Source organism: Sulfurisphaera javensis, assembly GCF_041154675.1.
GTDB classification, from domain to species: Archaea; Thermoproteota; Thermoprotei_A; order Sulfolobales; family Sulfolobaceae; genus Sulfurisphaera; species Sulfurisphaera javensis.
Window position 1 is genome coordinate 1,668,506 of record NZ_AP031322.1, and the last position, 18,019, is coordinate 1,686,524.

Annotated in this window: 24 protein-coding genes; 14 read left to right on the forward strand and 10 right to left on the reverse strand. The window is 31.8% G+C overall.

From position 1 onward, the window contains the following. Positions 1 to 14 precede the first annotated feature (14 nt). The 3 genes from ACAM25_RS09260 to ACAM25_RS09270 are packed head-to-tail and all read left to right on the forward strand — an operon-like array spanning position 15 to position 2,252. Positions 15 to 749: a hypothetical protein gene (locus tag ACAM25_RS09260; protein WP_369609445.1), complete on the forward strand. Its 735-nt coding sequence runs from the start codon at positions 15 to 17 to the stop codon at positions 747 to 749. 36 nt (positions 750 to 785) lie between these two features. After that, positions 786 to 1,283, forward strand: a complete 498-nt coding sequence (locus ACAM25_RS09265) for a DUF2258 domain-containing protein (RefSeq protein ID WP_369609446.1) — start codon at positions 786 to 788, stop codon at positions 1,281 to 1,283. A gap of 33 nt (positions 1,284 to 1,316) precedes the next feature. Continuing rightward, positions 1,317 to 2,252, forward strand: coding sequence for a zinc metalloprotease HtpX (locus ACAM25_RS09270; protein WP_369609447.1), 936 nt, complete (start codon positions 1,317 to 1,319; stop codon positions 2,250 to 2,252). Here the strand turns inward: ACAM25_RS09270 and ACAM25_RS09275 are convergent. The 4 genes from ACAM25_RS09275 to ACAM25_RS09290 form a co-directional block, all read right to left on the reverse strand. After that, positions 2,249 to 2,536 (reverse strand): hypothetical protein, encoded by a 288-nt coding sequence (locus ACAM25_RS09275; RefSeq protein ID WP_369609448.1) that lies wholly within the window; start codon positions 2,534 to 2,536, stop codon positions 2,249 to 2,251. The genes ACAM25_RS09270 and ACAM25_RS09275 overlap by 4 nt on opposite strands. Before the next feature lie 33 nt (positions 2,537 to 2,569). Next, complete coding sequence (locus ACAM25_RS09280) at positions 2,570 to 2,941, reverse strand: MarR family transcriptional regulator (RefSeq protein WP_369609449.1); 372 nt, start codon at positions 2,939 to 2,941, stop codon at positions 2,570 to 2,572. 69 nt (positions 2,942 to 3,010) lie between these two features. Then, the gene (locus tag ACAM25_RS09285; protein WP_369609450.1) at positions 3,011 to 3,667 is read right to left on the reverse strand and encodes an RAD55 family ATPase; all 657 of its coding nucleotides are present in this window, start codon (positions 3,665 to 3,667) and stop codon (positions 3,011 to 3,013) included. A 39-nt stretch (positions 3,668 to 3,706) separates the two neighbouring features. Next, positions 3,707 to 4,666, reverse strand: coding sequence for an ABC transporter substrate-binding protein (locus ACAM25_RS09290; RefSeq protein WP_369609451.1), 960 nt, complete (start codon positions 4,664 to 4,666; stop codon positions 3,707 to 3,709). 98 nt (positions 4,667 to 4,764) lie between these two features. On the opposite strand from ACAM25_RS09290, the gene ACAM25_RS09295 reads away from it, so the two are divergent. The 5 genes from ACAM25_RS09295 (at position 4,765) to ACAM25_RS09315 (ending at position 8,161) form a co-directional block, all read left to right on the forward strand. Beyond that, complete coding sequence (locus tag ACAM25_RS09295; protein WP_369609452.1) at positions 4,765 to 5,763, forward strand: FecCD family ABC transporter permease; 999 nt, start codon at positions 4,765 to 4,767, stop codon at positions 5,761 to 5,763. Next, positions 5,738 to 6,400, forward strand: coding sequence for an ABC transporter ATP-binding protein (locus tag ACAM25_RS09300; protein WP_369609453.1), 663 nt, complete (start codon positions 5,738 to 5,740; stop codon positions 6,398 to 6,400). The genes ACAM25_RS09295 and ACAM25_RS09300 overlap by 26 nt, the downstream gene beginning before the upstream one ends. Positions 6,401 to 6,470: 70 nt before the next feature. Beyond that, positions 6,471 to 6,797: a transcriptional regulator gene (locus tag ACAM25_RS09305; protein WP_369609454.1), complete on the forward strand. Its 327-nt coding sequence runs from the start codon at positions 6,471 to 6,473 to the stop codon at positions 6,795 to 6,797. A gap of 37 nt (positions 6,798 to 6,834) precedes the next feature. Beyond that, the gene (locus ACAM25_RS09310; RefSeq protein WP_369609455.1) at positions 6,835 to 7,743 is read left to right on the forward strand and encodes a mechanosensitive ion channel family protein; all 909 of its coding nucleotides are present in this window, start codon (positions 6,835 to 6,837) and stop codon (positions 7,741 to 7,743) included. Then, entirely contained in the window at positions 7,721 to 8,161 is a 441-nt protein-coding gene (locus ACAM25_RS09315; protein ID WP_369609456.1) for a hypothetical protein, read from the forward strand. The genes ACAM25_RS09310 and ACAM25_RS09315 overlap by 23 nt, the downstream gene beginning before the upstream one ends. Before the next feature lie 4 nt (positions 8,162 to 8,165). Here the strand turns inward: ACAM25_RS09315 and ACAM25_RS09320 are convergent, their stop codons facing one another. From ACAM25_RS09320 to ACAM25_RS09330, 3 genes are read right to left on the reverse strand one after another with little or no spacing between them, the layout of a single operon-like run. After that, a complete protein-coding gene (locus ACAM25_RS09320) occupies positions 8,166 to 10,544 on the reverse strand; it encodes a plasma-membrane proton-efflux P-type ATPase (RefSeq protein ID WP_369609457.1) in 2,379 nt (792 codons plus the stop codon). Between the two features lie 46 nt (positions 10,545 to 10,590). Next, complete coding sequence (locus ACAM25_RS09325; RefSeq protein ID WP_369609458.1) at positions 10,591 to 11,310, reverse strand: DUF364 domain-containing protein; 720 nt, start codon at positions 11,308 to 11,310, stop codon at positions 10,591 to 10,593. Beyond that, positions 11,307 to 11,765, reverse strand: coding sequence for a hypothetical protein (locus tag ACAM25_RS09330; protein ID WP_369609459.1), 459 nt, complete (start codon positions 11,763 to 11,765; stop codon positions 11,307 to 11,309). Before ACAM25_RS09330 ends, ACAM25_RS09325 begins: the two co-directional genes overlap by 4 nt. A gap of 135 nt (positions 11,766 to 11,900) precedes the next feature. Here ACAM25_RS09330 and ACAM25_RS09335 point away from each other — a divergent pair, with 135 nt between their 5' ends. From ACAM25_RS09335 to ACAM25_RS09350, 4 genes are read left to right on the forward strand one after another with little or no spacing between them, the layout of a single operon-like run. Beyond that, positions 11,901 to 13,016, forward strand: coding sequence for a hypothetical protein (locus ACAM25_RS09335; protein ID WP_369609460.1), 1,116 nt, complete (start codon positions 11,901 to 11,903; stop codon positions 13,014 to 13,016). A 1-nt stretch (position 13,017) separates the two neighbouring features. Continuing rightward, the gene (locus ACAM25_RS09340; RefSeq protein WP_369609461.1) at positions 13,018 to 13,689 is read left to right on the forward strand and encodes a hypothetical protein; all 672 of its coding nucleotides are present in this window, start codon (positions 13,018 to 13,020) and stop codon (positions 13,687 to 13,689) included. Then, complete coding sequence (locus ACAM25_RS09345) at positions 13,686 to 15,179, forward strand: ABC transporter ATP-binding protein (RefSeq protein ID WP_369609462.1); 1,494 nt, start codon at positions 13,686 to 13,688, stop codon at positions 15,177 to 15,179. The genes ACAM25_RS09340 and ACAM25_RS09345 overlap by 4 nt, the downstream gene beginning before the upstream one ends. After that, entirely contained in the window at positions 15,160 to 16,071 is a 912-nt protein-coding gene (locus tag ACAM25_RS09350) for an energy-coupling factor transporter transmembrane protein EcfT (RefSeq protein WP_369609463.1), read from the forward strand. The genes ACAM25_RS09345 and ACAM25_RS09350 overlap by 20 nt, the downstream gene beginning before the upstream one ends. Here the strand turns inward: ACAM25_RS09350 and ACAM25_RS09355 are convergent. After that, positions 16,055 to 16,414 carry a nucleotidyltransferase domain-containing protein gene (locus ACAM25_RS09355; RefSeq protein WP_369609464.1) on the reverse strand — a complete coding sequence of 120 codons (360 nt, stop codon included), beginning with the start codon at positions 16,412 to 16,414 and terminating at the stop codon, positions 16,055 to 16,057. The two genes, ACAM25_RS09350 and ACAM25_RS09355, sit on opposite strands and share 17 nt — an antisense overlap. Further along, positions 16,374 to 16,787 (reverse strand): HEPN domain-containing protein, encoded by a 414-nt coding sequence (locus tag ACAM25_RS09360; protein WP_369609465.1) that lies wholly within the window; start codon positions 16,785 to 16,787, stop codon positions 16,374 to 16,376. Before ACAM25_RS09360 ends, ACAM25_RS09355 begins: the two co-directional genes overlap by 41 nt. A 197-nt stretch (positions 16,788 to 16,984) precedes the next feature. On the opposite strand from ACAM25_RS09360, the gene ACAM25_RS09365 reads away from it, so the two are divergent. Together ACAM25_RS09365 and ACAM25_RS09370 are read left to right on the forward strand one after the other, a co-directional pair. Next, entirely contained in the window at positions 16,985 to 17,215 is a 231-nt protein-coding gene (locus tag ACAM25_RS09365) for an antitoxin (RefSeq protein WP_369609466.1), read from the forward strand. Next, positions 17,199 to 17,477, forward strand: a complete 279-nt coding sequence (locus ACAM25_RS09370; RefSeq protein WP_369609467.1) for a type II toxin-antitoxin system VapC family toxin — start codon at positions 17,199 to 17,201, stop codon at positions 17,475 to 17,477. Before ACAM25_RS09365 ends, ACAM25_RS09370 begins: the two co-directional genes overlap by 17 nt. Here ACAM25_RS09370 and ACAM25_RS09375 read toward each other — a convergent pair. Further along, positions 17,413 to 17,784 (reverse strand): cbb3-type cytochrome c oxidase subunit I, encoded by a 372-nt coding sequence (locus tag ACAM25_RS09375; RefSeq protein WP_369609468.1) that lies wholly within the window; start codon positions 17,782 to 17,784, stop codon positions 17,413 to 17,415. The two genes, ACAM25_RS09370 and ACAM25_RS09375, sit on opposite strands and share 65 nt — an antisense overlap. Positions 17,785 to 18,019 lie beyond the last annotated feature (235 nt).

Consider the following 18,019-nt stretch of genomic DNA (forward strand, 5'->3'; position numbering starts at 1 on the left):
TATTAAATATTTATGTGAGTGAAAATTTAAAAGGACTTTGCAAAAGAGCGAGCTATATTGGCTTCTTTGGCTCTTATGCTAGAAAAAGTGATTATATTGAAGGACTCTCTGATATAAATGTAATTGCTATAAGTGAAGATAAAAGCCTATTACTAGAATTAGCCTCTGAGGGATATTCTCCTATAGTTCTAAGTAAAGAGCAACTCAGAAAGCTATGTGATTCTGGAGATCCTTTATGCCTTTATGTAACTCAATCAGAATCAGTATGTGGTGAATTCCCTTCTGAAATTAAATTTGTAAAGACTGATTATACTTGTGAAAGGCTGAAAAAGTCTATTCTTTCTCTCTATATTATCTCATTGTTGGCTTTTTTCAGGGAGGATGAAAGAAGTAGTCTCGAAAATTCTTTCAGAACTTTAAGGACTTTAATACAATGGAGAGCTTGCATAGAAAACAAACCAATTCCTTTATCAATTGAAGAAACTGAAAGGACATGCGAAACTTTAGGACTTAAGTTTTGTCAAACTATGAAGGACTTAGTGTTAATTAGAAGAATGAGGGCACCATTAACTTTATGGAGCTTAGATAAAGTTGCTGAAGCTATAATGGATTTTATGAAAGTGGTTAAGGCATCAAAAATTTATGAAGAGACAAAAGGTGATGTATTTAAAATTGAACCAGTTGAAAGTGGATTCGTTGTAGAAAAAACCAACAAAGACAAGGTTCTTATTCCTTTCTCTTCTCTTTAACGAAATATTTTAATTTTATAATTGAGATATATAATTATGCCTAAGGAAGATGAAACACGTGATTTAGAGAGAGCCGAAGAGTATGAACAAACAATTGCTAGGGCAACAGCTATTGGAAAGAATAAGATGGAATTAAGTACCGGTTTAATTATTGCTGCTAGATATGCTGATAAGCTAAGGAGAGTTGCGTTAGTCGCCTTCAGCAAAATGGTGCCTAAAGATATAATTATTAGGGATGTCTCTGAATTGAACAAACAGCTTTACGATGTGATAGTAAATCAAATGAAAATTGATAAACTAGAAGTAATAAGGATTCTTGTTGATGCTGAGTACGATGAACAAAATCAAAAACTAGTATTCAGTAATGTAAGAATAATTAGATATTTGACAGAAGAGCAATGTAACAAAAAGGCTGAGGAGATAACTAAACAATTAGAAGAATATAAAAAGAAATATGAAGAATTAAGTAAGCAAGTAGAAGAATTTAAGCAAAGAATTAAGCAAGTAGAAGAAGCATTAAAGACAATTGCTTGAAACTTTTTAATTAAAATCTTTTTTCTAATATCTGTGAATATTGGGTCTTCACTTAAGGGAAAGATAATTATAGCATTATTTTTTACTATCGTATCTGAAGGAGTAATCTCTTTATTTATTGTTAATTTCTTAAAGTTACCACTTATCTTTTTCATTGTATTCCTTTTAACTCTTTGGTTTATTCAATGGATAATCTCACCTTATTTAGTTGGAAGAAATTCTGTTGAACTTCTCAAAGAAGATCCTTATTATGGTTGGGTATACGAAATTGTTGAGAGAGTATCTAAATTAGCTGGAATTAAGACACCTAAAGTTTACTTAGTGGATGAAAGATACCCTAATGCTTTTGCTTATGGAAATTATATAACTGGTAAAAGAATTGGCATAACTCTACCCTTACTTCAAATCTTAACACCAGAGGAATTGGAGGCAGTGATAGGGCATGAAATTGGTCATATAAAGCATAATGATGTCGAGATTGGATTAGCTATTGGACTACTACCATCGATTCTAGGTTTTATAAGCAATCTTCTAATAAACTTAGGCTGGATAACATTAATCTTTGCTGGTGATGAAATTGATCTTATTGTTGGTTTATCAATGTTAGCTATAGGAGGAGTGTTATTCGTAGTTACATTCTTTTTACAGCTTTTTGTATTATGGTTTAATAGGCTAAGAGAAAGTTATGCTGATTACTTCTCTTACCAACTCTTTAATGAAAAAGCATGGAATTTAGCGAGAGCTTTAGCTAAGATTGAAATTTATATGCAAAACGTCAGACTAGACCCGTTTAGAGGAATAATAGTTACCGTTCCGCCTACTAAAGTAAAAGAAACAGATCCAGATTTATTAATCGAAGACTTATTACATGAAAAAACTAGCGTTTTCTCAGATATACTTTCAACACATCCACATCCGGCAAAAAGAGTAAAAATGATTTATGAATTAACTAAACCCACCTTATTTTAACCTTTTATTAATCCTATTACTAACCCTATGATAAATAAGATAGAGTTATATGGTAATATTGACAATTCCCCTTGAACGAACGACTCAGCCGACTTTGCGTAGGTTCCTAAACTCTCTAATCCATGAATTACAGTAGATGGTGATAAAGCACCAATAGCAATTAAAATTATAACAATAGCTAAAATAATTAAACCAACTTGAATTACTTTCTTTATTAAAAGACCAATTAAAAGACCTAGTATAAAAGCTACTATCATACTTATTATTTGACTTTCGGTTATCATATTGTAATGATATACTTATGTCTATAAAAAAATTTATGGTGAAATATGCTTTTCCAATCCTTCTTTCATTATAGTAGCTAATGCTTCTAAATCTTTTTCTAGTTTAAGATACAGTTTCTCTTTGTCAACCCAATAAACATAACTTGGTCTACCTTTTCTCTTTTCACTTTCTTCAGCCTTATCTCTTTGTATTAATCCCTTATCTAAGAGGTTGTTGAGGGATTTACTTACTGACGCTTTAGTTACTTTTAACTTATCAGCTATTTCATCAGCATCAAGTTTTTCTTTTGACTCTAAAAGTAAGTGCAAAACATCTACATCACTTCTAGACAAACCATACATGAATGCTATGAACTCATGTAAGTCTACTTCTCTTCCATCGGGGAAAGTAACTTTCTCACTCATGTATATAAATATGAAGTTTTTAATTTAAATAAAGTATGCATACATATTTATACTTTTATGGTTATCTGTCTATTTCTGTATACTTTTTAGATTCGTTGCTATTATAGAAGCATCAACAGGTATAATTTCTTCTTCAATCTTAAAGAAGTGCCAGTTAGTGTCATGTTTCCTATTTTTCATTCTCAAAACCCTTAATGACTTTACTGAAATATCTTCTTCCACATCCAGCTGAATAATTCCGTCAAATAAGTATTCAACCATACTCATAACATAATCAGTGTCATCATTTCCAGAATTATAAGTTATTATAGCTAAAGCATCAGCTGAATAGACAGTAGCTATTATAGTCTTAATGAACTGAATTAGCTGATTAACATCTAGCTGTATAGCAAATTCATTTATTGAATCTAGAATAACAAGAGAAACATCCTTCATTACATTTTTTAGATCAGTAATTAAATTAAATCCTTGAATTATCCTAGGATCTCTTATTAGATCAGAGAATAGATTGACTACTCTTAGTTTATCACCATTTAATGTAGATAATATTTTCCTTGGATCTTCTTCAGTAGCTAAATAGAGAACTCCCATATCTTTATAAAGGAAATTCTTAGCAATTGACTTTACAATTTTACTTTTTCCACTTCCAATAGGACCAAACATTAATATTGTTGACCCTTCTGGAAAATCTACTATATCATCCAAAATCTTAACTCCAACTTTCATATTGTAAAAAAGAGAACTTACCTTAATTAATATTTACATTCACAAGGAAATGTTCAAATTCTCTTTTATCCATGTTGCGTTAATGAAATGAGGGGCTGTACCATTAATAATGTCGTGAATTAAGAGTATTGAGTAAACTGATAGTGGTCCTGGCTCATTAAATAAGTCAGTTGCCAACTGACCCATAATATAAATTTTATTTTCCTTGTAAGCTGTAACGTTATTTATTCCAGGGATCTTAGAGATTAATGACATTGTATAAGAGTAATTATCAACTTCTTGAGCAATAATTATTTGCGGATTTTGTATTAAAAGTTCGCTGGGAGAAACTACAGGATAATCAGAAAGCGTTGAGAAAACGTTAATCCCACCAGCTTGTACTATTATACTATTAATAAATACATTTCCACCAGCCGTGTAAAAATCAAGATTAGGACATATGTATAAGAGATATGCTATTGTTGAATTACCAGAAAATGAAAATTCAGAAATTTTCTGGTTCATCCAGTTTGCTATTTCTTCTCCTCTTTGTGTCAAGTTAAAATATTCTGCGACTTTCATTATATTTGCCTCTATCTGAGAGAATGAATATGCATAATCTGAGTTTGTAACCAGGAGATTTAAGCCAGCTTTTTCCATTTCTGAAATGTAAGGAGCCTCAAGTCCATACTCAACAACAACAACAGTAGGATGAAGTAATAATATACCAGTTATATTTGGGGGATAAATTTGACCTAGAACTGTAACATTTTTAGGAACTTCGCTTGTTAAGTTAAGATATTGTAAAAGAGAATATGAATAATAATCCATTCCTACAATATATTTTCCTAATCCTAATGCAATAAGTATTTGTGTATCACTAGGTGCTAAACTTACTATTCTTAGTTCAGAAGTTGGTGTGAATGTAGTAGAAGATTTTGTATGATAATATGAATATAGTACACCAGCCATAATTCCAACTATTACGACTATCGCTAATACAATTCCCCAAACTCTCATAGAGTTGGATAACTTATCCACATATTTAAAGTTAATTGCTTTTCACTAAAATCATAGACGAGTTATGCATAGCCAAAAATAAACGAAAGATTTATTATATGGATAAGCTATCCTATCATGTGTTAAAGTACATTTTTGTAATTCTATTACCAATATCTTTTTTTCTTGGCTTAATTTTTGGAGAGGTTAGACTTAGTATAAGTCAAATTCTTCATCCTAGTGGAGTTTATTCAATTATCCTTTTTGATATTAGATTACCTACAGTCATTTCAGCAATGTTAATTGGGGTTTTAATCTCTCTCAGTGGTGCAATACTTCAGCACTTACTTAAAAATCCTTTAGTTGATCCTTATATTTCGGGTACAGCTTCTGGCGGAGCTTTTGGAGCAGTCTTGACTTATTTTCTTTTAGCCTTTAATCTTCCATTTTCATGGCTAATTTATTTTCAACCTATTGTAGCATTTTTCACAGCAACACTGGCAACTTTAATTACCGTAGGGATTGGTAGAAAGGGAAATGTTTATGCTATTGTTGTGGGTGGTGTTGTTGTTTCTTACATTTTTTCATCATTAACAACAATTCTTTTGGTAATTTTTCAGCAAAAATATCCTCAAATTCCTCCACTTACATTTTGGTTATTGGGAGAAATTAGCATTATAGGATGGGAGGACGTTATAATACTTTTCATATTAACGGTAGTAATGCTTTTCCTTACAATTAAGTTCTCTAGAGTAATTGATTTAGTTGCCATAAGCGATGAAATTAGTTATACTCATAATATTAACCCGGGTAAGTTTAGATTATTTTGGTTATTACTTGTTAGCTTAGTTACGGCTTATATAGTTTCTATTGCCGGAATAATAGGTTTTGTAGGAATCATTGTACCTCATATAGCAAGGAGAATAGATGGAAGTATGAGAGGATTATCAGTCTATTCACCTCTAATAGGTTCAGTGATTATGGAATTCAGTAATATAGTATCAAGAGGTATATTTGGGACTATAATTCCAATAACTGCAATTACTGCATTGATAGCTTCCCCTTTAATTATTTCAATTCTGGTGAGAGTAAATGCTGGTCAAGGGGTTGAAAGTTAAAATAAATGGAAAGATTATTCTTGATCTTGATGTTGCTCTAGCTCTATCACAAGGAATTAATCTTATCCTAGGACCTAATGGTTCTGGGAAAACTACACTGTTAAGAACCATAATAGGAATGATAAAACCTTATCAAGGCGAAATAGAGAAAAAAGAAGAGCTATCTTACTCTCCATCAGAATTTTATTCACCAAACATTAAGGTTAAAGACGTAATACTTTCTGGCAAAAAGAAAGGAGAATATGAGAAATTTACTAAAATTCTAGATATTGAAACCCTTTTAGATAGGGATTTCATGACATTAAGTTCTGGTGAGAAAAGAAAAGTAATAATAGCTAAAGCTTTAGCGGAAGGAGACTTAGTGATTATGGATGAACCTTTTTCAAATCTTGATATTTCAAATAGAAAGAAAATCATTGACACATTAGTCTCACTAAAAAGAGAAAAACAATTCTTAATAACTTCCCATGAGCTAGATATAGTTAACTTTGCTGATAACGTTATAGTAATGAAAAAAGGAAAGATTGTTTATCAAGGAGACAAAGAAGGAATAACTGAAGAGTTACTTTCATCAGTCTATGAAACACCTATAAGAAAAGTTTCAATTAATGATTACACATTTTTCATAACATATTAACAATGTTAATTATCCTTACGACTTTCTTTTAAAACTAGAAGTTAATAGATATGAAGAGAAAAAGTAAATTATGAAATTAGCTACACCTTGTGAAGAGGCCTTTAAGGTTGAAGTACCAATACTCAGAACTGCAATTGCAAAAACCCTAGTAGAGAGGGGAATGCCAGTTGTGAAGGCATCAAAAATTGTAGGAATCTCAGCAACTACATATGAAAAAAACATAAAGGAAAAAAAGGAAGAAGTTGAAAAAGTCTTAATGGATGAAGAAATCAGAGATATGATTGAAGCACTGGCCGGTAGAATATTAGCTAATCAAACAGTAGAAACGACTAGCTTTTGTATGTTATGTGCCACAGCAAGAAAATTATTTAATTTACCACCTTGTCCTTTATACTAGGATTAGTTTTATTAATTATTAAAATATTAAATACTTTATGAACCGCCTTTTAACACTCTCTATCATATTATTTATAATTATAGGAATAGCAATAGCTACTACGGTAATTCTCTCAGTAGTATTACATATATCAGTAACAATAACTTCAGTAATAAATGCAGTATTGATAGGAGGAGTTGGAGTAGTTTCTGTCTATATAATATCGAATATTATAAAGTACAGAGCCAGTAATGTAGTAGGTAAGACAACAGCTGAAAGTCTTAGTTTGGTTATTCAATTTATTGGTTATACTGTAATAGTTATTTTGGCATTAACAGCAGTTCATGTAGGTGTAACTAGTGCTTTATTTGGTGGTACTGTATTTGGCTTAGTTGTTGGTTTAGCTTTGCAAACTTCATTATCAAATGTCTTCTCTGGAATTTTCCTAATTCTAAGTAGACCTTTTAATATTGGTGATAGAGTGACCATAACAACTTGGCAGTATGGCTTATTAGCTCCAACTTATCCGCCAAAATTTTGGTCAAATGACTTTTTAATTCCAGGTTATACTGGAGTAATTATTGACATAAATTTAATGTATACTATCATTCTTACTGATGAAAACGTTGTAATGAAAATACCAAATAGCATTATGATTCAAGCTGCTGTCTTTGTTCATAGTGAAGAATATAGATTAGTTAGAACTAAATATGAGATACCAAAAGATTTAGACCCAGATATAGTAATACCAAGACTAAAGGAAAGACTAAGCAAGTTAGACTTCATAGTAAAAGAGCCAGTAATTAAAGTCCTTGACACAACTTTGAATACTTACGTTTTAGGAATAGATACTTATTGTAAAGGACAATATGAAGAACCGCCTAGAAGTGAGATAATTAAAGTTATTATGAAAACAATAAAAGAGATTCAATCAGTGAAAATTAATGAGAAAGATAATACTCACTAGCATTATTTTTATAGCAATAGGAATAATTTTAATCATTCTTTATCACTATTTGCTTCCAACGTTTTACATAAAGGGAATAGTAGTAATACCTCCACATCAGAGTGAAAATTTTAACATACATTATCCTTCATTTATATTTGAATACAAGGATAACATTTCCTCTCCACTACAAATACAGTTTCAAAACATAGAAATTTCAAACTATACAGAAAGTAATTCTATCTTTTATTTTTATGGAAACTCTTTTAGTGGTAATGTTAAAGTTATTAATAATTACACCTCAACTGTCTTATTTGGATATGTAATAGTTGATGAGACTCCATTATTCATATTCCTACCCATATTGTTTTATCTTGGAATAATCCTTCTTATCATAGGGATAATAATGTTAGGATTAGCTTACACTTTGTTAAAATAAAAAATTACCACTGTATTTTAGTGAACTTTTCTATCCCTAGCTTTACAAAGTTATTTACAATTAAATTAAAGAACAAAGCTAGACCAAATATTATTATAGTATACTTTATTGGAGCAGGAGTTATACCTGGAATTCCAAAAGTTACTATAATAAATGATATTATTATATCAGCAATCATTGAGATTAACATAGTCTTACTAGGCATACTTTCCCAAAAGTTCTTTATTTCCCTTACATTGAGCAAATTAAATATATTGGAATATAACAGATAAGCGAAAATGAGAGTTTGCATAACATGTAATGGTAAACTCAAAATGAAATAGAGAGCGATAAATGATTCCACTATCATAATGCTTCCTAGAATTGCTGAAACTATAACTAGCTGGTTGATATTCCATACAGCAGGTTTCTTTGGCCAAGAAACATTATCAGTAGACATTGTAAGCGTTACAAAATCGAACATAAAAAGTAGCAAAACCATACCAAACGTAGAAATTATAAACTTTGCAAACAAAATAAACGCTAAAGCAACGAAAATCACATTCTGAAAAGTTCTAGTTATTCTACTCAATACCCATATTCTTACCCTTTCATATATTTGCCTACCAATCTTTATCATATCAACTATATTCCTCAATCCAGGTAAGGTTAATACAACTGCTGCAGCAGCCTTAGCTACATCAGTAGCATTACTTACAGCAATTCCAACATCAGCTTGTCTTAATGCTGGTGCATCATTTACTCCATCCCCAGTCATTCCAACTACATAACCTTTCTGTTGAAGAAGTTTTACAACACTGTACTTATCCTCTGGATAAACTTCAGCTAATCCATCAACTTTCTCTATCATTTCTGGTTTCTCTTTCACATCAGAAACCCTAATCACATTCTCTCCAATTCCTACCTCTTTAGCAATTTGTTTAGCAATAGGCTCAGCATCACCAGTTAACATAATAACTTTAACTCCAAGATCTTTTAGTTCCTTTATTAACTCAGCGGAATCTGGTCTTGGTGGATCTCTTAATGAAACTAATCCAACCAATTTCCATTTTTCTCCCTCTTCTCTTTTAGCTACAGCTAAAACCCTACAACCAATTTTAGCCTCTTCTTCAGCCTTCATGTAAATTTCTTCAGTATTTTCTAAACCACAAAGTTTACTTATAGCATCAATTGAACCTTTAGTAAGCCTTAGACTTTTCCCTTCTTTTATGACAAAACTTTCCGTCCTTCTAGTTGAAGGATCAAAAGGAATAAACTCTTTCACTTGCCAACTAGTGAGATCTAAACCCATCTCTTTAGCCTTATTTATAAAGGCTAAGTCAATTGGATCTTGATTCGCCTCTGTTGAAGCTAACGCACCATATAACACTACTTCCCTTTCATCACCATTAATAGGAATAACCCTATGTACTGAAAGCTTATTCAGAGTAATTGTTCCGGTCTTATCACTACATAGCACGTTCATTGTTGAAGCTCCTTCAATTGCATCTAACCTAGTTACTAATACTCCAGCTTTAGATAACTCTTGACTTCCTAAGGCTAGAGATATGCTAAACATAGCTGGCAAAGCTATAGGAATTGCTGCAACAATCAAAACTAAAGCTAACGGTAAAAATTGGAGAATATTCTCTCCCTTTAGAATGAAGACGATACCAGAAACTCCTAAAAGAGCTACAACTATTATCATCATCCAGAAGACAATTTTTGAAACAACCTTCTCTACTCTAAGTCTTGGCTTAGCAATCTTAACTAACTCAACGGTTTTTCCAAAATATGTATTCTGTCCCGTTAATATTACAATCCCTGTTGCTTCTCCTCTCCTTATTATGCTTCCAGAATAAATTACTTCATTATTTCTTCTATAAACAGAGAGTGACTCTCCAGTTAATGCTGATTGATCTACCTCGACTTCTCCATGAATTATTTTAACATCGGCAGGGACAAAATCACCAGCCCTAACTCTTACTATATCTCCCGGGACAAGCAATCTAGCTGGAATTAATTTCCATTCTCCATTCCTGAGAACTCTAGCTTGAACTTGTAATTTTTGCTTAAGTAATTCTAAAGCTTTATTCGCTCTTTGCTCTTCAGAAAAACTTAAGAAAGCATTAAATATAATAAGAGCAACAATTATGTAAAAATCAAGATATCTACCTAAAACATAAGAAAGCACTGCTGCAACTTCTAAAACCCACGCTGTAGCATTCCAAAATTTTTTTCCCAATTCCTTTAATGGATTTCTTTTCTCCTCTTCAACAGCATTATAACCATACTTTTTTAGTCTTTCTTGTGCTTCCTTTTCGCTTAAACCCTTGTTTACGTCAGTCTGCAAAATCTCAACAACTTTTTGTACATCTGCCTTAATTAACTCCTCTTTTTCCATAAGATAATAATATAATTCCATGAGTTATTAGATTAACTCAAAAATTCTATTTTGCAAGAATGATAAAATCTAAGATATCAGAAGGCTTAACCATCCCATAACCTTGGCTAATTTTTTTAATAAGATTTTGAGGATCATTAACCTTAATACCAGCTAAAGCATCAACAAAATCAAGTAAATCCTTAATCATTGGCGTACTTGGACCAACTAAGATTTTGTAGGCTTTCTTACCTAATTGAATAAGTCTATCTACAGATTTATTAATTATTGTTGAAGAGGTAATAATGAGAACATCAGCTTCTTCAATAACAAATTCACTAGCTGTTGATGGGAAAATGTTGTTTAATGGATCAATTAAATAAGGATTTAACTCAAGAATAATAAATTGTTGAGCAATTTCCTTAAACTTCTCTACGTTGGGAAATTTACCAATCATAACAACTTTCTTACCTTTTGACATTTCAAGCATAAAGTCTAATCCATTTCCCCTATAATTCCATAAGGGGTCAATTACAGAATTAATAGCTGCTAAACCAACACTAGCTTCTAAAAGATTCCAAGAATAAAGAAGTTCGGCAAGTTTACCTGTAGTGTAATTCTCCAATTCCCCCGCATTAGCAATTTCTCCAAATAGAGGAAGTTTATAAGTTAATGCCATTCCGCAATTCTTTGATAAAACACAAGTCCATGTTAATCCAATCGTTACGTTTTTTACTTCATAATCTTTCTCTTTAGCTAAGGAAACTAGGTAATCTATTATTCTCATCCTTTCACCTTTTGAACTATCTTAACTAGAAGTTTAGGTTTAATTGCGAGAATTAATCCTAAAGTACCGCCTAAGGCATGTTCAAAAATAACATGTATGAGCAAACCACCAGTAAATGGGAAACCGGGTAAAGCTGCAGCAGCCAATATTCCGCTAGCTGACGCTATAGTAAATCCTTGAATGAATATGAAGAGAATCGCTATAAAACCAGCTATTCCAGATAGGATTCTGACCATAATCGCAATTATTGTGTTCTCTAAAAGCGAGGGTTTAAAGGAAACTAGTAGAAAAATTATACCTAAAACACCAAAAGAGGTAATTGGATAAACTGGCGATAGATGGAATATCTTTGAACCAACTTTTAACATAAAAGAAAGGTGAACTGTATAAGCATAAATGAATGTGTAGGTGAGTAGCACTCCGTCTGCAAACATTAGTATTTTTTTCCAATCCATAGCTAATATTACCTTTTGGAATTATTTAAAGCTTTACATATTAAGAGATCCTCATGGAATTCCTTATTAACTATCATTAATTTTGTAGGAAAAACTTGCGAAAAAGTTTTTATAATTAATTGTATATATTACTCTATGCAAATGTTTTCGATAGGAAATATTTTGAATAGAAAAAATATATTAAAGTATGTATACCTAATGCTATTGTTAGCTTCTATTACCTTTTTTACACTTTCTTATACGATAAGCGTGAATAACATTAATGTTGCTTCTGGTCCCTCTTATGGTATTTATGTAAATGGTAAAGTTTATTTCATCGCACAAAATGCTAATGAACTTGAGGTAATTCAAGGTAATCGAGTTGTTTCAAATTATTCCTTACCTTACTTCTTAGGAGCAGATCCATTTAAGGTTGCTTATGGTGATGGAAAATTCTTTATTGCATATCAAAAAGGTCCAGTAATTGTATGGAGTAATGGAAGTGTTCTAGCTAAGTATTTCTTACCTCACATAGGAAAATATCCGGACATAATCTTTGCTGATGGTTATGCTGTAGTTACAGCATCAAGTGGAAATGAAGTTTATTTCATCTCATCATCTGGTAAAATAATAAACGTTAGTGTAATGCCTTTCCCACAAACTTTAACTTATGATAATTACACTAACGTCGTTTACGTTGGGGCATATCAAAGTAAATTAATTTATGGAATTTCCCTCTCAAACTTTAAGATCGTTTATAATTTCACAATTAACGACACTACAATAGATACTATGACTTTTGTACCACCAGATGCATTAGCTGTAGCTACTTATGAGCAACAAATTGAGTTGATTAATGCTACAACTAGTAAGGTCATTTGGGCTGTATCAATGCCAACCACAGTATCAGGTGCAATTAACGGTTATTCCCAAATAATTTATGCTAATGGTTATCTTTACGTTTCAATTGCTCATAATGGAAATCAAGTAGCAGTAATCTCCAAAAATGGAACATTAGTTGATTTACTTTCTGTTGGTTCAGTTTCACCATCTTCACCTAATGGAATAGTTTATGATCCGTCTAACGGAATGATTTACGTAATGGATTATTCAGCTAATCAAATTAGTTACCTTCCAGCATTCTCACCAACTATGCCAGTTAAACCCCACGTTTCTACAACACCATTATCCACATATTATGCAATAGCTGGAGGAGCTATAGCGATACTGGTTATTGTTGGAGTTGTAGTTTGGTTAAGGAGGAAGAAGTGAAATGTTTAGCTTAAAACCAGGAACAACACCTTTACCAATAGTTTTAGCATACTTTATTATTGCTGTAGTCGTAGCTGTATTTCTCTTCAAAAAGGCAAAGCCCAAATTTAATGCTATTGATTTAGCAATTATTGGAGTAGGAGGAGCATTAGTTGCAGTAGCTGATCACATTATTGGAGATGCAATATTTCTTCCTTCTGGAATATATCCAATAATTAACCCTCCAGTATGGTTCAGAATATTTGTCTTTTTCATTACAGTGGGAGTAGTTAGAAAGGTCGGTAGTGGAATGATGAGTATGGCAGTTTATGATATTGTAAGCGATCTAATTCACTTTGGTTTCACTGGAGAACCATTTTGGTTAATTGAGGATGTCTTCACTTATGGATTAATGGCCGATATAGTAATATTCCTAACTCATGGAAAGATATTTGGAATTAGAGAGGAAAAAGATCCAATTCTTTTAGCAATCTTAGAAGGAGGAGCATTAGGATTCTTCTTTTCATTCATTCATCCATTCTTTACTTATGGCTTTATAGCGCCAATGGTATTTGGATTCATTCCAGATCAAGCTAGAGTGATGTACCTCTTTATAACTTACATACCGGGAGATATAGTTATTGGAGCAATATCAGCTATAGTAGCAAATAGAGTAGCGAAAGTGGTAAGATGAACTTCGTAAAAATTAAGGATTTGAAGGTAAAGTATCCAGAAAGTGAAAACTATTCTCTTCAAATTGACGAACTTGAAATAGATGAAGGAGAAACAGTACTAGTTACTGGAAAATCTGGTTCTGGGAAATCTACTTTTGCAAATGTTATAAATGGAGTTATTCCAAAGCTCTTGGAGGCAGATGTTAAAGGTAAAATTGAGATTTTTTCTCAAGATATCTCCCCTCTTTCAGTTCATGATATTTCACTTCTTGTAGGAACTCTTTTACAAGATCCAGATAGTCAAATACTCAACTACTTTGTTAGAGATGAGATTGCTTTCCCTCTCGAAAACCTTGCTTTCCCTAAAGAGGAAATAATGAAAAGAGTTCAAGAAGCATCAGAATGGGTTGGTATAACTCACTTACTAGATAGAGAAACTTTCACACTTTCTGGAGGAGAAAAGCAAAGAGTAGTATTGGCTAGCATTTTGGCCATAGATCCTAAAGGATTAATTTTAGATGAACCAACATCAAGTTTAGATTCTAAAGGAACTAAAGACGTTTTAGAAAGGATTAAAGGATTAAGAAAGGGGAAAAGCGTAATTTTAGTTGAACATAAAGTAAGTAAAGTTATTGACTTTGTTGACAGAATTCTTGTTATAGAACAAGGGAAAATAATTTACAATTTGAAACCATCTGATGCTTTAAAAATGAGTGAAGAGTTAGAAAAACTTGGAATTGAAACTCCAACTAAGTTACCAAAAGTAGAAAAAAGAAAAGGAGAGAAAACACTTTACCTTTCAGTTGAAGTAAAAACTAAAAAAGGGAAAAAGTTAGTAGATGTTGAAACATACCTAAACGCTGGAGAAATAACTGCAATTATGGGAATTAATGGAAGTGGAAAAAGCACATTGCTTAAAGCAATTTCGGGCTTACTCTCAAAAGACTTATTATTTGAAGGCAAGATAACGATAGGTAATAAAGACTTAACAAGAGTTAACCTTAAGGAAAGAGGAAAATACATAGCTTATTTGCCTCAAGATGTAGATTTACTCTTTATAAAAAGAAGTGTTGAGGACGAAATAAGATATTCAATGAAACTAAGAGGGATTAAGGATGAAAAGTTATTGGAAGACCTTCTCACCAAGTTCTCCTTGCTAGGAGTTAGGAAAAATGATCCGTTTTTAATTTCAGTTGGGCAAAAAAGAAGAACTGCGATTGCATCAATTTTAGCTTCTGGAGTTAAAGTTATCTTACTTGATGAACCGACAACTGGCCAAGATTGGTACCACAGAAAAATTCTTGGCGAGGATTTGAAAAAACTTGATAATCATGTAATAGTAGTAGTTACTCACGATCCCAGATTTGCTTATCTTTTTGCGGATAGAGTTCTTGTTCTTTATGAAGGAAAAATTGTTCTTGATGGTACACCAGATGAAGTTCTTCCTTTAGCTGTAAAGTATGGAGTAGTAACAAAGGAGGAGGTTGAGAATGAGTTACCCGTTGATTAATGTAATAATAAGTTGGTATCTTTACTTATTTGGAGTAACTTTTCTAGTTTACATACTGTTTGTTGCTCTGGGAGTAAAAGGATTTAAAGAGTTAACAACTTATGTAGAGAAAAAGACATTGTTACACAGAATAAATCCACTTACAAAGATTATAATTTTACTTTTAGTTACTATAGTTGCATCACAATCTATTTGGTGGATTGGTGCAACACTAGGAGTTATCGCGTTTTCTTTATTTATCCCGTTAAAAAGAGTTAAGGTTGTATCGTTGTTTACCTTTATGCAAGTATTTGGAATGACATGGGGATTCGCAATTTACACTTCTCCATCTCTTATTCAACAACTTTTTGGAAATAAACTAACTACAATCTGGGTTTTTCCTTCATATTTTATTTATTTTGGCGTAGTTCCAGACTTAACTTTACAAGCATTAATATACGGTTTTCAAGTAGCTATGAGAGTATGGAGCATGTTTCTCTTCTCAATTCTTATCTTAATGACAACTACAACATCAGAAGTAATAAGAGCATTATCAAAGTTCAAAGTACCATTAAGCATAACATTTGCAATAACAATTGCAATGATCTCTATTCCAAGAATATTTGAAATTGCTGATACAGCTTATAAAATTCAAGTTATGAGGGGAGAAAATAAGTTTATAGCCTTCTTTCAATCAATTATTCCTACAACTATATTTCTATTTAAAAGTGCAAAAATAACTGGAATCTCAGCAGAAACTAGATGTTTTATGGCTAAGAAAGAGAGAACGGAACTTTATGACATGCCTTTAACTAGTGTAGATAAAGTTATAATTACAACGGGGATTTTACTGACAGCAATAGACCTTTACCTAGTAGCAATAGGTCTTATACCAGCTATTCCGTTCCATTAAAAATGTTGTAATCATCAACTACAACAACCTTGTATTTTAACGCTTCCTTCCAACTAATTTTTCCCATCATTTTCTTAAACTCTTCTGGAGTATAAGGTTTAACTTCAAAACCTGGCTTATGAGGAAACATCTCATATCTATCAAGAAAACGAACATTAGTAAAAGCTTCTGAAACCAAGATTACATCTATATCACTCCAAAAATTAAAATCTCCCCTAGCATAACTACCATAAAGTATAACAGTTACCTTACCTAACTTGTTTTTAACTTCATTAGCAAAATCTTTAACTTGATTGATAACTTCATCCCTCTTCTTTCTCCTTTCTTCTAAGATCCTCTCCAACACTCTTCACTAAGTCTATTATTTTCCTTGCACATTCAATAGCTTTTCGCTTATCTTCTGAAGTAAATGCTAAGTGAGGAGTTAAAGGTTCAGGTAAAGCATCTGGATAACGAGAGGGAATATAAACTTTTGAAAGAAAAGATGCACACTCCACTATCTCGCTAGAGAGTTGTACTTCTGTTCTTTCCAAAAGTGTTAGTAAATCATGGCCTATATAAGGTTTACCAAGAAGAAATAACAGAGCTTTTACCGCAAGTTGAGCAGATTGTTCAGCTTTAAAACATGCCCAATTAAAGTCCTCATCCTTTTCAGCACTTTCTAAAGTTTTAATCGCTGAGCTTAACCATCTATTATACTCACTCCAATCAAGCACATGATATAATAGAAGATAAAAATAAAAAAGTCAACGAATTGATGCAAAACTACTTACATTAATTTTATCTCATTTTTCCCATTCATAACGACGAGTTTGTAAAAACAAACTGTAATACACCTCATAGTATACATATTCGTAAAAGATATTGTAAACACTGAAAAAAGTTTAATGAAGATTACATCAAAGTATATTTTATGAGTGATGTAATCTCCGTTAGAATAAGTAGAAAATTAAAGAAAGAATTAGAGGAACTAGGAATAAACTATACTGATGCTGTTAGATCATTCTTAGAAGAACTAGTCAGAAAAGAGAAGATAAAGAAAAGCTTAGAAGAAGCTAAAAAGATAAGAGAAAGTTTGAAAGGAAGAACCTTCATACCATCATCTACTTTAATTAGAGAGGACAGAGATGAGAATAATAGCTGATTCTTCAGCTATAGTATCACTGTTCTTCCCAGAAAAGTATAGTGAAAGAATAGAGGAAATTATGGAAAACAGTGAAAGCATACTTACTCTTGACTTAGCTTTTTATGAAGTTACAAATGCAATAAGAAAAAGGGTTGTAAAAGGGGAAATAAGTGATAACGAAGGAAAAACTATCTTAGAAAAAGCGTTAACATTACTTAACAGCCTTGAAATTCACTCTTATTCAGAAGTAATTGAAAAAGCTTATACCATCCAACTATAGGACCACCTAAGAAATATAGTAATAAACCTAAGTTAGTAAAGATTAAAGACAACGTCAGTAGTTTAAATGAAGTTTTTATCTGACTTCTCTCTAAAAAGAAAAGTATTATAGCCAATGAAGAAAATTGGATAAACGCTATCATTCTAGCATCACCGTGAAGCGTTAAAAAGAAATAATAGATTTCGTCAAAATTCATAGATCCTTCATTAATTAGATAAGTTCTAATGTTCATAGCTCCAATACCCGTAATTCCTAACCATGCTATTGCGGTTAGAAAATATAGCATAGATGCTCTTATTTTAGGCATTCTTTATCACCTTGTTCATAGATATATAAATGTACATAAGTATATACATTAGTTTAATCTTAAAAAACTTTTTTATTATTTATTTCTTGAAATACATAATATTTTAGAGAAATAGTTAAAACAGCGATAGAATAGTTAAAAAAGTGAAAACTGGAGTCAAAACTAAAATAAAGTAATATAATACCATAAGTAAACAGATTAAGTAATGTTTGCGTGAAATCTATGCATGATTATG

Bases quoted from the DNA above. Each gene is read 5' to 3' on its own strand.
- ACAM25_RS09265 (WP_369609446.1), top strand. From the start codon at position 786: ATGCCTAAGGAAGATGAAACACGTGATTTAGAGAGAGCCGAAGAGTAT.
- ACAM25_RS09275 (WP_369609448.1), bottom strand. From the start codon at position 2,536: ATGATAACCGAAAGTCAAATAATAAGTATGATAGTAGCTTTTATACTA.
- ACAM25_RS09280 (WP_369609449.1), bottom strand. From the start codon at position 2,941: ATGAGTGAGAAAGTTACTTTCCCCGATGGAAGAGAAGTAGACTTACAT.
- ACAM25_RS09285 (WP_369609450.1), bottom strand. From the start codon at position 3,667: ATGAAAGTTGGAGTTAAGATTTTGGATGATATAGTAGATTTTCCAGAA.
- ACAM25_RS09290 (WP_369609451.1), bottom strand. From the start codon at position 4,666: ATGAGAGTTTGGGGAATTGTATTAGCGATAGTCGTAATAGTTGGAATT.
- ACAM25_RS09295 (WP_369609452.1), top strand. From the start codon at position 4,765: ATGGATAAGCTATCCTATCATGTGTTAAAGTACATTTTTGTAATTCTA.
- ACAM25_RS09300 (WP_369609453.1), top strand. From the start codon at position 5,738: ATGCTGGTCAAGGGGTTGAAAGTTAAAATAAATGGAAAGATTATTCTT.
- ACAM25_RS09305 (WP_369609454.1), top strand. From the start codon at position 6,471: ATGAAATTAGCTACACCTTGTGAAGAGGCCTTTAAGGTTGAAGTACCA.
- ACAM25_RS09310 (WP_369609455.1), top strand. From the start codon at position 6,835: ATGAACCGCCTTTTAACACTCTCTATCATATTATTTATAATTATAGGA.
- ACAM25_RS09315 (WP_369609456.1), top strand. From the start codon at position 7,721: ATGAGAAAGATAATACTCACTAGCATTATTTTTATAGCAATAGGAATA.
- ACAM25_RS09320 (WP_369609457.1), bottom strand. From the start codon at position 10,544: ATGGAAAAAGAGGAGTTAATTAAGGCAGATGTACAAAAAGTTGTTGAG.
- ACAM25_RS09325 (WP_369609458.1), bottom strand. From the start codon at position 11,310: ATGAGAATAATAGATTACCTAGTTTCCTTAGCTAAAGAGAAAGATTAT.
- ACAM25_RS09330 (WP_369609459.1), bottom strand. From the start codon at position 11,765: ATGGATTGGAAAAAAATACTAATGTTTGCAGACGGAGTGCTACTCACC.
- ACAM25_RS09335 (WP_369609460.1), top strand. From the start codon at position 11,901: ATGCAAATGTTTTCGATAGGAAATATTTTGAATAGAAAAAATATATTA.
- ACAM25_RS09340 (WP_369609461.1), top strand. From the start codon at position 13,018: ATGTTTAGCTTAAAACCAGGAACAACACCTTTACCAATAGTTTTAGCA.
- ACAM25_RS09345 (WP_369609462.1), top strand. From the start codon at position 13,686: ATGAACTTCGTAAAAATTAAGGATTTGAAGGTAAAGTATCCAGAAAGT.
- ACAM25_RS09350 (WP_369609463.1), top strand. From the start codon at position 15,160: ATGAGTTACCCGTTGATTAATGTAATAATAAGTTGGTATCTTTACTTA.
- ACAM25_RS09365 (WP_369609466.1), top strand. From the start codon at position 16,985: ATGAGTGATGTAATCTCCGTTAGAATAAGTAGAAAATTAAAGAAAGAA.
- ACAM25_RS09370 (WP_369609467.1), top strand. From the start codon at position 17,199: ATGAGAATAATAGCTGATTCTTCAGCTATAGTATCACTGTTCTTCCCA.
- ACAM25_RS09375 (WP_369609468.1), bottom strand. From the start codon at position 17,784: ATGCCTAAAATAAGAGCATCTATGCTATATTTTCTAACCGCAATAGCA.